The 14,341-nt window shown below is 41.0% G+C and carries 11 protein-coding genes; 4 read left to right on the forward strand and 7 right to left on the reverse strand.

What is annotated here, in order from left to right; genetic code table 11:
• Positions 1-2: 2 nt before the first annotated feature.
• Positions 3-812, reverse strand: a complete 810-nt coding sequence (locus tag RI561_RS06475) for a hypothetical protein (protein ID WP_395079414.1) — start codon at positions 810-812, stop codon at positions 3-5.
• A gap of 313 nt (positions 813-1,125) precedes the next feature.
• Entirely contained in the window at positions 1,126-2,082 is a 957-nt protein-coding gene (locus RI561_RS06480) for a pyridoxal-phosphate dependent enzyme (protein WP_395079415.1), read from the reverse strand.
• 280 nt (positions 2,083-2,362) lie between these two features.
• Between RI561_RS06480 and RI561_RS06485 the strand changes: the two genes are divergently transcribed.
• The 4 genes from RI561_RS06485 to RI561_RS06500 all read left to right on the forward strand — a co-directional run bounded on the left by RI561_RS06485 (position 2,363) and on the right by RI561_RS06500 (position 8,694).
• Positions 2,363-4,576, forward strand: coding sequence for a DUF5916 domain-containing protein (locus tag RI561_RS06485; RefSeq protein ID WP_395079416.1), 2,214 nt, complete (start codon positions 2,363-2,365; stop codon positions 4,574-4,576).
• Between the two features lie 81 nt (positions 4,577-4,657).
• Complete coding sequence (locus tag RI561_RS06490; protein ID WP_395079417.1) at positions 4,658-7,252, forward strand: M14 family metallopeptidase; 2,595 nt, start codon at positions 4,658-4,660, stop codon at positions 7,250-7,252.
• A 170-nt stretch (positions 7,253-7,422) separates the two neighbouring features.
• Positions 7,423-7,671: a hypothetical protein gene (locus RI561_RS06495; protein WP_395079418.1), complete on the forward strand. Its 249-nt coding sequence runs from the start codon at positions 7,423-7,425 to the stop codon at positions 7,669-7,671.
• Between the two features lie 6 nt (positions 7,672-7,677).
• A complete protein-coding gene (locus RI561_RS06500) occupies positions 7,678-8,694 on the forward strand; it encodes a serine hydrolase domain-containing protein (RefSeq protein ID WP_395079419.1) in 1,017 nt (338 codons plus the stop codon).
• Between the two features lie 13 nt (positions 8,695-8,707).
• Here the strand turns inward: RI561_RS06500 and RI561_RS06505 are convergent, their stop codons facing one another.
• From RI561_RS06505 to RI561_RS06525, 5 genes are all read right to left on the reverse strand, one after another.
• On the reverse strand, positions 8,708-9,256 hold the full coding sequence (locus tag RI561_RS06505; protein ID WP_395079420.1) for a PepSY domain-containing protein: 549 nt from the start codon (positions 9,254-9,256) through the stop codon (positions 8,708-8,710).
• Positions 9,257-9,293: 37 nt separating this feature from the next.
• Complete coding sequence (locus tag RI561_RS06510) at positions 9,294-10,880, reverse strand: amidohydrolase family protein (protein ID WP_395079421.1); 1,587 nt, start codon at positions 10,878-10,880, stop codon at positions 9,294-9,296.
• 72 nt (positions 10,881-10,952) lie between these two features.
• A complete protein-coding gene (locus RI561_RS06515; RefSeq protein WP_395079422.1) occupies positions 10,953-11,411 on the reverse strand; it encodes a methylated-DNA--[protein]-cysteine S-methyltransferase in 459 nt (152 codons plus the stop codon).
• Positions 11,412-11,623: 212 nt separating this feature from the next.
• Positions 11,624-13,867: a TonB-dependent receptor gene (locus RI561_RS06520; protein ID WP_395079423.1), complete on the reverse strand. Its 2,244-nt coding sequence runs from the start codon at positions 13,865-13,867 to the stop codon at positions 11,624-11,626.
• Positions 13,864-14,341: hypothetical protein (locus RI561_RS06525; protein WP_395079424.1), on the reverse strand; the 478-nt coding region annotated here is incomplete at its 5' end. The genes RI561_RS06525 and RI561_RS06520, both read right to left, overlap by 4 nt.

The raw sequence follows: 14,341 nt of genomic DNA on the forward strand, positions 1-14,341 counted from the left end.
AGTTAATTATCTGCATTAAATGTCGAAATAATATCGGGGTAGCTCATTTCTTCAAGAAGATTATTACTATTTAATTGGTTTAAGAATTCGACTGTAACTCCTGAATTGTAAAAAGCTACAATGGCAGAATAACTAAAATCGGAAAGATATCCATATCCATTAAGTTGATCTAAATATTCGATACTTACACCGGAATTATAAAAACTGACAATGGCTGGATAAGAGAAACTTTCAGCCAAACCAAATTGCCTCAAATTGTTTAAATATTCATTGGTTACTCCGGAATTATAAAAGCTGACTATAGCCGGATAAGAATAAGTTTGGATGAAACCGGCTTGTCTTAAACCACTTAAATATTCCATCGGAACATCAGAATTATAGAAGCTTATAATTGCCGGATATGAAAATTCACGCAAAAACTCTGTATCACGTAATTGGTCGAGATAATCTATGGTAACTCCACCACTGTAATATCCAATAACTTCTGGGTAGGAAAAATCCTGATACCCGGCATTAATTAAATCGTCCAAATACTCAATTGGCACGTCTGCTTGATACATAGCCTGCAAAGCAGTGTTGGAAAAATAATTACCAAGCCCTGCTTCGTTGGCAGTACTCAAAAATTCTACATAGTCGGAAGAGTTTTCCGCAAATTCAGGAGGCAAGGGAGGAGCTTCAGGGGCATTAAGAGAAGGTACTTCTGTGGCTACTTCAGCAATAGGATCTTCATTTCCAAAAACACTGCTCCAGGTTTGAGAAATACTCCAGTCATTTATCCAGAGAAAGGCAGCAGCGAAAACCAGGAAAAACAAAACCGCATTTTTAAACGTGCTTTCTTCCCTTGATCGTTAGCGTAAGGTTGAAAGTGCTCATGATCTGCCTCTTGGCTCTTTCGTTGAATATATTCATCAAGATCGAAGTCTGAATCGTATTTTGAACTTGTGTTTGATTCAGACTCAAAAGTGTAGCTGCCTTGTTTGTTTTTTGGTCCCATAATAAAAGAAGTTAGTTCAATAACTTTAGACGACAAAGCTGCAGGAATAGTTTCGTTGGTTTGAAAGGAATTTTAAAATCTTAATGTTTGAACCCACAAAAAAAATAAAAGCGGTAGATGGAGGCTCAATATCACCAAGGTAAATTTTCCAAATCCACATTTCCACCGGTGATAATAATACCGACTTTCTTTCCTTTTACATCCACTTTCCCATCAAATACCGCAGCTACAGGAACTGCGCAAGACGCTTCGATAATCATATTCAAACGTTCCCAAACATAACGCATAGCCTCCACTATAGATTCTTCAGGTACAGTAACAATATCATCCACATACTCAATGATGATGGAAAAGGGGAGTTTGCCCAAAGAAGTACGGAGTCCGTCGGCAATGGTATTGGGGTTTTGAACAGGGATCAGTTTTCCCTCTTTAAAAGATTGGTAAGCATCATTAGCATTGGCAGGTTCAGCTCCAATAACTTGGATATTGGGTTTTATGGCTTTAGCCGCTATTGCCGTTCCGCTCAATAATCCACCTCCGCCAACAGGAGCAATTATGATATCAAGGTCGGGATGATCTTCCAACAACTCCATGGCACAAGTCCCCTGACCGGCAATAATACGGGCATCATCATAAGGGTGAATGAAGGTGGCACCAGTTCGTTTTACTACTTTTTCCAGGGTAGTTTCCCTGGCTTCCAAAGTGGATTCACAAAAAGTCACTTCAGCCCCGTAATTTTTTACGGCTTTCACTTTCACTTTTGGGGCGTTTTCAGGCATCACCACGTAAGCGGGTATGCCTCGGAGTTTAGCCGCTAATGCAACAGCCTGTGCATGATTTCCTGAAGAGTGAGTTGCTACGCCGTTCGTAGCCTCTTCTTCACTAAGCGAGAAAATAGCATTGGAAGCCCCGCGAAATTTAAAGGCGCCGACTTTTTGAAAATTTTCACATTTAAAGAAAATTTCACTCCCGGTCTTTTCATTTACCTGTTTACTGGTTAGTACGGGAGTTCTGTGGGCATAACCTGCAATACGCTCTTGCGCTTCTTTGATAGTTTCAATTTTTGGGGTAGTGTGAGTAGTGTTCATATTTTTTTCCATGTCTTAAAATTCATATAAATCCCCAAAAAAGAAAAGGACTTATTTAGGAGTAATAGAGTGTAACGATATAGATCTATGGGTCAATGTTTTAGCCAGCTAATTATCTTTAAATTTTCAGAGTTTAACACCCCCCGGTCCTTTTTAAATGACTCAATTGATTACATTTTCCAAAATGTAAAACTACATTAGAAGGATAAATAAAATCTTTAGGGATAAATTAAATTTAGTCAGTTAAATGAGGTTAAAAATATTATGTAGTTGTCTATTAGTGATTCTACTAACGGCCACTAGTTATTCACAATCAACTATAGAAATTCAAAGGTTATCTGAACCTATTATTTTTGATGGTAAAGTAGACGAATCTGCCTGGAATAAAATTAATCCATATATGATGGTTCAATATGAACCGGTTTTTTTGGGAGAGATGAGCGAAAAAACAGAAGTGAGAACGGCTTATGATGATCAGTATCTTTATGTATCGGCCAAGTTATTTACCAGTGATCCTTCCACCATTACTGCCAATAGTTTGTATCGTGACAGGTACAGCGGAGATGATGTTTTTGCGGTAGTACTGGATCCTTTTAATGATGATCAAAACGGATTGCGGTTTTTTACCAATCCTGCCGGAACAAGGTTTGATCAGTCCATTGCAAACGATGCGAATAGAACCGGTGGAAGCAGACCAATAAATGATAGCTGGGATACCCACTGGGATGTTGAGACTACACAGAATAATGAGGGGTGGTATGTTGAAATGAGGATCCCGTTTTCCAGTATTGGCTTTCAAAGTAATGAGGGCGTAGCTGAAATGGGATTGATTGTATATCGTTGGCTTTCAAAACACAATGAAAGGCACATATTCCCCGAGATACCTCCCAACTGGGATGAAGCAAATATAAAACCCTCAAAAGCCCAGGATATTACACTTAATAATGTGGATGCCCCTAAGCCTGTATATTTTACTCCATATGTTTTAGGTGGTTTCCTCCAGCAAAATACAAATACGTTAAATGAGTCTGGTACAGCATATGTCTATGATGAGGATATAAAAAGAGAGCTTGGGTTCGACATAAAATATAATGTCACAAATAATCTGACGCTAGATTTGACGGCTAATACAGATTTTGCACAGGTGGAAAATGATGAACAGCGATTAAATTTAACTCGTTTTTCAATTTTCTTTCCCGAAAAGAGACAGTTTTTTCAGCAGCGTTCAGGCCTTTTTGACTTTAATTTTGGAGATACCCGACTTTTTTATAGCCGTAAAATTGGGCTGGACAACCGGGGAAGACCCGTTAGAATTTATGGTGGAGCAAGGTTGACGGGAAGAGTAGGTGACTTGGATGTAGGCTTTTTAAATCTTCAAACGGAATCAAGTCCAAACCTGCCTTCTGAAAATTTTGGGGTTTTAAGGCTTAAGCAAGGCGTTCTAAATCCGAGTTCATACGCAGGCGGGATTGTAACCAGTCGTATAGGTGCCGACGGAAAGTCTAATGTAGTTTTGGGCTTGGATACAGATTTAAATTTATTCGCCGATGATTATTTGACCTTGCGTATTAGCCAATCTCATGACAGTGGTGTACCTGAAAGTAGTAGAAATAATTTTAGTGACAACAGCATTTTCAGGCTTTCCTGGGAACGAAGAGCCAGTACAGGATTTTTATATCAATTTTATGTAAATAGGTCCGGCCAGTATTTTGATCCCGGTATAGGCTTCTACAGGACAAGGAATACTTCTGATTATTTTTATAACCTGGATTATGGATGGAGACCCGGTGCAAATTCAATCTTTAGTAAGCATTCTGTTAGTATCGAGAGCGAAAATATTTTAGAAAATGATTCTTACGATCTCAGAAGTCGATCAACCTCATTCAGATGGAGCAGCAGATTTAAGAATAGCAGTTTTATTTGGTCTTCTATTAATTACAAACAAGAGCATTTATTACCTACTGAAGCCTTTAATTTAGCCGGTAAAATTTTTGTTCCTGTAGCAGACTATGAGTTTTTTGATGGATTTATAATGTACAGTACGCCTCGTACCAACAAACTTATGAGTAGGTTTACCTTACAACTTGGTGAATTGTTTGACGGAACACGAACACAAATTAAAATTGATCCAAGGTTTGTAGCTAATCTTCATCTTGAACTTTCCGGAAGCTACCAATTAACCATGTTGCGTTTTCCAGACATTGATGGAAGAGAGCAAACAGATTATAATGCACATGTTGGAAGTCTAAAGGGACAATTTGCGTTCAATAAAAAGATTTCTTCCAGTGTTTTTGTACAGTACAGTAATGTAGCTGAATTAGTTGGCGCCAATTACAGATTTCGTTACAATTTCAGGGAAGGACAAGATCTATGGATTGTCTTTGATCAAACCATAAATACGGTACTTGAAGGTTCATCATTTAATAATGTAGAGTTACCAAGAAATCAGAGCCGCTCAATTCTGATTAAATACACCCATACTTTTAAAATGTAGAGTGGCATTTATTCTTAGCAAAATACCTTTATTTTAAAGTGTTAATTAAAGCCAAATAGCGTTAACCAAATCATTTTACACATGAAACAAACAGTTACTATTCTCGCGTTTTTGCTGACATCTACTTTTGCTTTTGCGCAGCAAGATGCTTTCGAACGTTTTCAATTTCACCCGGATATCAGCTATGACACCGATATCACATCTCCAGCTGAATATTTAGGGTACGAGATTGGCGAAGAATTTACTTTTCACCATCAAGTGATGGGATATTTTGAAAACCTGGACGAAGAGTCTGATAAGATTACCTTCCACAAGTATGGCACAACCTATGAGGGGCGTGTTCTGAATTATGCGGTGATATCCTCCGAAGAAAATATGGATAATATAGAATCCATTCGAAGTGGAAACGTAGAGCTCGCCAATAATCCGGAAGATTCGTCTATAGAGGACCGGCCTATTGTAGTTTGGTTGAGTTATAACGTGCATGGCAATGAACCTTCAAGCAGTGAAGCGGCTATGCAAGCGGCTTATCGTTTAGTAGCGGGCAATGACAGTGAGACCGAAAACTGGCTGGAAAATGCAGTTGTTATTATCGATCCGATGATAAACCCCGATGGTCGCGATCGATATGTGTATTGGTATAAATCTGCGCGGGCAAATATCTTGAACAAAAATACTGATGATCTGGAACATGATGAAATATGGCCGGGTGGACGTACCAATCACTATTGGTTTGATCTGAACCGTGACTGGGTATGGTTGGTACATCCTGAGTCCCAGGGCCGTATTGCTGCTTATCAGCAGTGGATGCCGCAAGTACACATGGATTTTCATGAACAGGGTTATAACAACAACTATTTTGCCATGCCGGGAACAACTCCAAGAAACCTTGAGCTTCCTGCAGAATATGATAAATGGGCAGATGAATTTGGTCGCGGACTCATCGAAGAATTTGATAAAGCCAATGTAAACTATGCCACCAGAGAAGCCTTCGATTTCTTCTACCCGGGTTACGGTTCTTCCTATCCCAGTGTGATGGGTGGAATTGGGATGCTGGCTGAACAAGGCGGCCACAGTAGCGGAGGTCGCGCAGTTGAAACTGACGATGGATATATATTGACTTTAAGACAACGTGTCTTTGATCATTATACAAATAGTATAGCTGTAGTAAGTACCTCTGTAGAGAACAAAGAAGGACTACTGGGTTATTTCAAAAATTCAGTTTCTCCCTCCAGTCAAAAGGGAAATACTAAAGCGTACGTTCTCAAAAATAATTCAAATGATTACACCTATCAGGTAGTAAATCTGTTGCTAAAACATAATGTACAGATAGAAAGAGCAACGGAAGATTTCAACCAGCGAAACTCTTACAGCTATTGGGATGGAAGTTCATCAACCCAAAATTTTGAAGCTGGTGATTTTATTATCAAAACCGATCAGCCTAAGCACCTTTTTGTAAATACGCTGTTCCGAAACCAAATGGAGATTGAAGATTCAGTCATGTATGATATGGCGACTTGGTCCATTCCATTAGCCTATAACCTGGATGCGGCCTGGACAACAAGCAATGTAGGAGCCTCAACTGAGATAGTAACCGAAGAGCTGAGTTATCCAATGGCTTTTGAAAATCAGGGTGCTCAGTATGCCTATGTCATTGACTGGAAACAGCGACACGCACCAAAAGCCTTGGCAAAACTGTGGGATATGGGATATAACGTACGCAGTGCAGGCAGGACTTTCACTTACGAAGGTACAACCTACACCGAAGGTAGTTTGATAGTCTTAATCGGACGAAATTATGAGAAGAGGTCTCAAATTCACTACGATATGAGTCAGCTTGCTGAAGAAGCCAATGTAGTTGTTGAAGGATTTGATACCGGAAGGATGGATGAAGGTATGGATCTTGCTTCATCTGATAGTGAACCGGTTCAAAAGCCTAATGTAGCCTTGATGGTTGATTCTCCCTTCAGCTCTTATACTGCCGGACAATTATGGTTCCTCTTTGATCAATGGACAGAGTTTGGCATAAACCGTATACGTGCTGGAAGTTTCGGTGCAGGCGATTTGAATGAGTATGATGTAATACTGCTGCCCGGCTCTTGGGGTGGACTTAGCGGTGTTTGGAGTGATTCTGATATAGATGCTCTGAAATCGTGGGTTCGCAATGGTGGGGTCCTGATTGGCACCGAAGGAAGTGGATCATGGTTAACTAAAGACAGATCAGGATTTACCGGTGTTGAACTCTACCAAGAGGAAGAAGAGGAAGACAGTACTGAAGTTGACGAAAAAGCTTATACCAAATATGCCGATCGTGAAGATGTATTTGGACTGGAGAGAATCCCCGGTTCTGCGTTTAAAGGGGTGATCGATAATACGAACCCATTGGCCTTTGGATTACCAGAAACGCTCTATTCTCTGAAATTTGGCGATGATGGTCTTGTACCAACAACATCCATGCAGACCGTTGGGTATTATGCTAAAGAAGGTGAAGTATTGGCCTCCGGATATGCGTCCGAGGAGAATAAAGAGAAAGCCAAGGGCAAAGCTTTTGCTGCTGTACAGAATATGGGAAGCGGGAAAGTGGTATTTCTGCTCGATAATACTCAGTATCGCATGTTTTGGGTTGGACCAAGCCGAATGGTACAGAATGCCGTGATGTTGCTACCTGGCTTCTAAAGAAATCACATATTACTATTGAGATGAAAATGGTTCAAGCTTCAAGCTTGGACCATTTTTTTTGCTATTTAATAAGAGTAAACGATAGTTGCAGTGTTATAAATCTCTGTTATATTAGCAGCTGATTATATTCTTGATCCCCCCTATTTAAATTCAATTAACCTGCTACTATGAAAAAGTTAAGATTTTACGGTTTATCCTTACTAATTCTGTTTTTTGTTGCATCCTGCACCTTAAAGACAGAGAATCAGCAACAACCCTACGTTTATGCACAGGATGAAGAGCTGGTTGAAGCCCTTGATGAGGTCTTAGAAAATCAGGTAGCACTTGGCCGAATAGCTGGGGGAGTGGCGATGGTCTCAAAAGAGGATACGATTATTGCTCGCAAAGCGTGGGGCTGGAATAATAGGGAAGAATAAGAGCTCATGGAAACTGATGACCTGTTTCGAATAGCTTCCATGACAAAAATCATTACAACCACCGCTATTTTACAGCTTTATGAAGATGGAAAACTTTCTTTGAATGATTCAGTTAAAAAATACATCCCTGAATTTGACGATCCTGTTGTGCTGACCGAATTCAACGAAGAAACGGGGAATTATGAAACCCGGCCTGCTGATCGCGAGATTACCATTCATGACTTGCTTACACATACTTCAGGAGTGGCTTATGGATTCACAAACAGCACTTTTTCAAGGATATTTACAGAGGCCGGTGTTCCGGATCTGGGTACGGAAGACTCCGTTTTCATTGAAGAAACCATGGCTGTTTTAGCAGATTTACCATTAGCTCATGATCCGGGAGAGCAATTTACCTATGGGCTGAACACCGATGTTCTGGGGCGGGTAGTTGAAGTAGCCTCCGGATTTTCACTCGCTGAGTACTTCGAGACGCATATATTTGAGCCGCTGAATTTGGAAGATATCGGGTTCTATCATCCCGGAAGAACAGGCGATTTAACCCGATTATATACCATTCAGGACAGCTCACTGGTTCCATATCCTGAGGATGATTATGGGCTAATCACTCCAAATTTTCCTGTTAGCGGAGCGATGACCTACTATTCCGGAGGTGCTGGGTTAACCTCTTCAACTGCCGACTATCATACATTTTTATCAGCTTTGCACAATGGTGGTGCATGGAATGGTGTGCGAATACTTGAAGAAGAAACAGTAGATTTGATGAGCTCAAATCAGATTGGAGAGCTTGATTTGGATGGGAATAAATTTGGATATGGACTCATGATAACTACAGAAGAAGGGTATGAGGCCGGTAAAAGATCAGCAGGAAGTTTAAGCTGGGGTGGAGCCTTTCAAAGCACGTACTGGATGGATCCTGAATACGACATGGTCGTAATTTTGATGACGCAGGTGCTACCGTCTATGGGACAGGCAGAGTTTTATGATGATTTTGAAAGAGCTGTTTACGAATCAGTAGAATAGAAACGGTGGAATGCTATTTAATTTTAGCATTCTTCTTCCGCTTTTCGCGCCTTTTCCTGTTTTTACGTTTTGCAAAATAGGGTATAGAGAAAAGGTAAATTCCTGTGATCCATAAAACAGTGACTACAATACCGGAAGGTAAAAAGACCCATAGTTTAGCTGAATCGTGGAACCAAGAGCCATCATGCAGCGATTCCAGTAATTCTGAACGGCGGTAAGCAACTTGTAGAACTTCACTGGTTTCGGTATCAATTTGAATTTCCCAACGGTTTGCAGCACGTACCTTTACGATGCCTTGATCAGGTCGCACATCCAATCTGTCAATATCATCCCAAGTTGATATTTCAGCTTCAGGGACTCCCTTAGAGGCCAATAGGATCTCATCAAAGCTAATAGAAGGAATCGTTGAAACTCCCTGTGTTGAAGGAGGCTGAACCCAATCCACTTGTTTCTTAACTTGTAAAATTAACCCGGTTACCAGAACAATCAGAAAGGGCAGGGCTATCAAAGCACCTCCCCATCTGTGAACCTTCCTCAGGTCACGACGCGCATGCCAACTCATGTAAGCTATTCTCTGTGATGAATAAAATAATTAGTAATCAGTAATCCAGCCCGGGTTGGATGATCTCGTATCCTTCTTCAGCTTTCGCCTGTTCAACCATGTCTGCCACATCTTGTAACATTTGCTTGGCATCAAATACAATACCGTCTTTGATCGTGTATCTTACCCCTCCTTTTCGGATGGGCTCATTCTCATCATTCACGTAAATGGCACCGGTGCCATAAAGAACTTTCAGGTTTTCCATAGGATTCGCATCCACGATTACCATATCGGCCAGTTTCCCAACTTCAATGGTACCCAGTTGATCGTCTACACCAAGTACTTCGGCCGCTTTGAGAGATGCAGATTGAAAAATTTCCAAAGGATGAAAACCGGCTTCACGGAACATCTCCATCTCCTGAATGTATCCAAAACCATAGAGTTTGTAGATGTATCCGGCATCAGAACCTAAAGTAACACGACCGCCTTTATTTTTATATTCATTTATAAATTGCATCCAGAGACGGAAGTTTTCTTTCCAGGCAATTTCCTGTTCAGTTCCCCATTCCAGCCAATAAGAACCATGTGAAATTTTACTGGGCTTGTAGAATTCCCAAAGAGAAGGAAGGGTATATTGTTCATGCCATTCAGCTCTTCGTTGTGCACTTAGGTTACGGTTTGCCTCATAGATAGTAAACGTTGGGTTTAAGGTGAAATCCAGTTCAAGCATTTCATCCATTACGGAATTCCACTTTTCAGAACCGGGTTCTGCAGCTTGTTTCCAAAGTTTCCCGGCTTCCTCAAATCGGTGTTGTTCATTGTTGTAATTATAATCCAAAGGATAATCCTGGATGATACGATCTTCAAAAAGCGATTCAGGTAAGCCGTACCAGTGGGTCATTGAAGTCAGACCCAACTGGGCTGATTTTAACGCATTATTGTACACTACCCGAGTTTGGGCGTGATGCGTCATGGTTCCGAGTCCACGTTTGTTGGCTTCATCAATAGCTGCGGCATACACTTTTGGGGAAGCTCCAAAAAACTTGATCCCGTCAGCGCCTGCCTCATCTATCATTCGAACCCAATCACGGGCTTGTTCTGGGGTGGTAATCTGTTCTCCGTAATTGGAACCAAAACCAATCCATGCTGAAATTCTTGGAGCCGTAATTTCATTATTCTCACTCATCTCTTTATGCCGCAATGTCCAATCCATTCCGTTTCCTGAACCCGGTTCACGAATGCTTGTTATACCATGAGCCAGCCAAAGTTTATATACATATTCCGGTGTTGTTCCCTGTGCTCCGCCACCGGTATGGGCGTGCATATCAAAAAATCCTGGTAATAAATACATGCCTTCTGCATCGAGAACACGCGTATTTTCGTCAGCTTGAGGGCGTCTATTTTCGTTAATAGGTAAACCGGGATATCCAACGGTACGAATAGAGGCAATACGATTTCCCTCAACAACAATATCGACGGGGCCGGTAGCGGGAGATCCGGTACCATCGATTAAGTTCACACCTCGAATGATTAACCTTTCATGGGGTCCGTCGCCCTCAGTACGTTGGGGGGCATCAGGCATTTGTGCATGCAAAGAGAATGACGCAGCGAGAAAGAAAACAACAAATAGCTTAATTGATTTCATGAGTATAATAATGAGTTACAATTTGATTGAGTTAAAGTAGCATAAACAAATGTTGCAAGCCGTAAAAAATAGTTAGAGAAGAAGTGCTCCTTCATGTTTTAATAACCATTCTTTTCTCTTTAGTCCCCCGGCATATCCGATTAATTTATTATCTGAGCCAATCACGCGGTGACAAGGAATAACGACCGCAATTGGATTTTTACCATTAGCCCGGCCAACTGCTTGAGAAGCTTTGCTATCGCCTATTCTTTGAGCAATAGTACCATAGGTTACAGTTGAGCCTGTGGGTATTTCAAGGAGTTTTTCCCATACTTTTTGTTCAAATTCCGTTCCTTGAGGTTGAAGATCAAGTTGAAATGTATCCCGGGTCCCTGAAAAATATTCACGAAGCTGCGTCCGGGCTGATTCCGTATGAGTATCAGGGTCTTCAGGACCGTCTGAATCCATAAATTTTATTTCTGTGATGGCGTTCCCATTTGATAAAATTCTTAAATAACCAATGGGACTTTCCAGATAACTGACGTAGGTCAAGAGGTTTACTTTATTTTGAGATTATCGCAAGAATATGGACACTTTTGGAGTATTCAAAACCTTAAAAATATTTTGTAACAAAGTGCCTTTGATGCACTCTTGTTTATAGCTAAAAGGTGAGATTAATGCTTACATACCCGAACAAATAGTCAACTTAAATCCTTATAGCTGAACTAAAGCCCCGAGAGTGATATTTCGGGGCTTTTATATTTTTAGAAGTACACTCGATATAACAAACTTACGTTAATACCTGGTTCAGGCCTCAAATCCTTAATCCGTGAAAGGTGATTATAATATTCACGATTCAATAGGTTGTTGGCATTCAGAGAGAAAGTATGCAGTAATTTACCTCCCTCAATTCTGTATTGAGCAAAAAGATCTAATAAAGTATATCCATCGGTTGGAGTTTCAAATTCACCGGTTCTTTTTTGCTTGGTAGCTACACGTAATCTGCTTCCAAGCTCCAGCCTATCTTTAGTGTATTTGAATGATAATTTTCCTTTAGCCGGTGGTATCTGGGGGAGTGGGCGGGTATCATCATTGTAACCGCTTTGAATTTGTTCTTGTTCAGTAACATTTCGTAAAGCCTTGGTATAGCTTAAAGAAGTGTTCAAAACAAAATTATTGAATAACTGCATCTCACCGGAGAACTCTACCCCATAAAGTTGAGCTTCGGCACCTACAAATTGATAATCATTTAAATCAGGTCTTCGATTGTTTTGTCTGCCGGTGTCACGGGCATATAAGTAATTACTGAAACCATTATGGAAGCCAGCCATTTCAGCTGACCCCTTGTCGGATTGATAGCGTATAAATATTTCTTTGGCTAAACCCCGCTCAGGGTCTAATTCGGGATTCCCAATTTCATAGGAATAGGAAGCAAGATGGGGCCCTTCAGAATAGAGTTCTTCCAGTGAGGGTGCCCGAAAAGAGTGAAGCACACTGGTTCCAATTGAGTAGTTACTGTTAATGGAATAGATGGCAGCAACCGAACTTGAAAGAGCTTGAAAACTACGTTCCCTGATATTCCCAATTCTGGAGTCTGGATCATTTTCATCGGGTTGATTGAGTACCCAGTCATAACGAAGTCCGGCCTCGAGGTGAAGATTACCAAAATCAGCCTCTTCGATCATATATGCACCGAATTTGTAACTGTCCGAATCGGGTGTACCGGCGCCAATGATGGCGTAATCTTCAATTTCACCCCAAAGCCCAAAAGACCCGCTTTCAATGAATCCAAGACCATTATGCTTTACTTTTAAGTCGGCATTGGTGGTTACTAAGCCAAACTGCGTACCAAGGGCCCCACTGGATTCAATTTCTCGATGAGTATAATTTTTAATGGAAAGATCACCTTCAATAACTTTTAAAAAGTCTTTATTCAATAAAATCTCAGATTTAAGATCGTATTGATATTTTTCCATTTCAATATCTACTCCGTTCGGGTGTCCGTTGGGATCCGGTGGAATACCATAATTATTGAAATACGTACTGAAGGCTCCTCCCAGATACCCCCAATTTCTTACCCAGCTTAAGCCTACCGCATTGTTGGTAGCGTCGTAATAGGTATTGTCTACTTCACCAAGGGGAGTGGAATAGTTTCCGGCTGTTCGTCCATTAAGATCGAGGCTGAGTGCAAAATTATTGTAGGGGATAGTGGCATCAAATGCACCGGATAGTCCTTTGCTGACAGACTCTCCGTTTAAGGTTAAATTTCCCGTAAATCGAGCGGGTACACTGGTTTCAATTTGATTTCTCACTACATTAATTACCCCTCCAATAGCATTAGCTCCGTAGGCTAAAGCCTGTGGACCCCTGGCAATTTCAACTTCCTGGGCCGAAATGGGATCAATGGTGACGGCATGATCGGAAGACTGTGCCGAGACGTCTCCGGAGCGTACACCATCTTGTAAAATCAGCACCCGTTCATCTCCTAAACCGCGAATTACGGGGCGGCCGGGAGCACTACCCATTTTTCGTTCATCAAAACCGGCTAAATTAGAGAGAGTTTCCGAAAGCGTGTTTCCAAGGTTGCGCCGCAAATCACTGCCAAACACTTTTTTTGAGGCGTGTTCCAGATTCGAACCTTCCAGGTTTTCCTGAGCTCCAACTACATCTACTGATTGAGAACCAAGAACGGTGGGGCGGAGTTGGATATCAACCGTCTCATCGGCTTCTTTAATTGAAATTTCTTTGGTTTGTGTTCGATACCCAATGCGATGTGCAGTAAGGGTGAAATTACCGGCAGGAACGTTTTTTATCTGGTATTTGCCGTCAACATCTGCTACGGCCGTTCGGTTTAATTCCTCAAGGTGCAGGTAAGCAAATGATATCGGTTCTCCGGTTTCAGAGTCAGTGACTTTTCCCGATAAAATATAACTGTCTCCGGCAAGAGCACTTGTATGTGCAAATGCTCCCACCAAAAACAGTATGAATAAGAAAGTTAGCTTCTTCAATTATTGAGCGCTTCTACATGAACGTGAATATCCTGTGTAGTAAAATCAGAGTGATCACCGTGCATGAGCATTAATCTCATATCAGTGATACCTTCCGATTCGGCATGAAGATGAAAACTCCATTTACCGTCCTCTGAATGTTGTTCAAATTCAGCTATACCGCTTTCATCAAATTCAACACCGAGGCTGACTTCTTCTTCATCAGGTTGAAATTCGTCACCGTCATCGTCAAGGAAGAAAATGGTGATAAGATCGGTTTCTTCACCGGGTGCAAGTTCAAACTCTCCGGTTATACTCTCGCCGGGGAGTTGTTCAACTATGATTTGACCATTCATTTTAAGAACAAATCCTTCCGGATCTGAATGTTCTTCCTCTTCACCGGAGGTAGAATTGGAGCAGGCTGCAGTGAATGAAACTAAAAGTAGTAGTGTGAAAACTGATTTTATGTAATAAGATAAATTGAATTTTTTCATG

The sequence above is a fragment of the Gracilimonas sp. genome (assembly GCF_031581265.1).
Taxonomy (GTDB): Bacteria; Bacteroidota; Rhodothermia; order Balneolales; family Balneolaceae; genus Gracilimonas.

Bases quoted from the DNA above. Each gene is read 5' to 3' on its own strand.
- RI561_RS06480 (WP_395079415.1), bottom strand. From the start codon at position 2,082: ATGAACACTACTCACACTACCCCAAAAATTGAAACTATCAAAGAAGCG.
- RI561_RS06490 (WP_395079417.1), top strand. From the start codon at position 4,658: ATGAAACAAACAGTTACTATTCTCGCGTTTTTGCTGACATCTACTTTT.
- RI561_RS06495 (WP_395079418.1), top strand. From the start codon at position 7,423: ATGAAAAAGTTAAGATTTTACGGTTTATCCTTACTAATTCTGTTTTTT.
- RI561_RS06500 (WP_395079419.1), top strand. From the start codon at position 7,678: ATGGAAACTGATGACCTGTTTCGAATAGCTTCCATGACAAAAATCATT.
- RI561_RS06505 (WP_395079420.1), bottom strand. From the start codon at position 9,256: ATGAGTTGGCATGCGCGTCGTGACCTGAGGAAGGTTCACAGATGGGGA.
- RI561_RS06510 (WP_395079421.1), bottom strand. From the start codon at position 10,880: ATGAAATCAATTAAGCTATTTGTTGTTTTCTTTCTCGCTGCGTCATTC.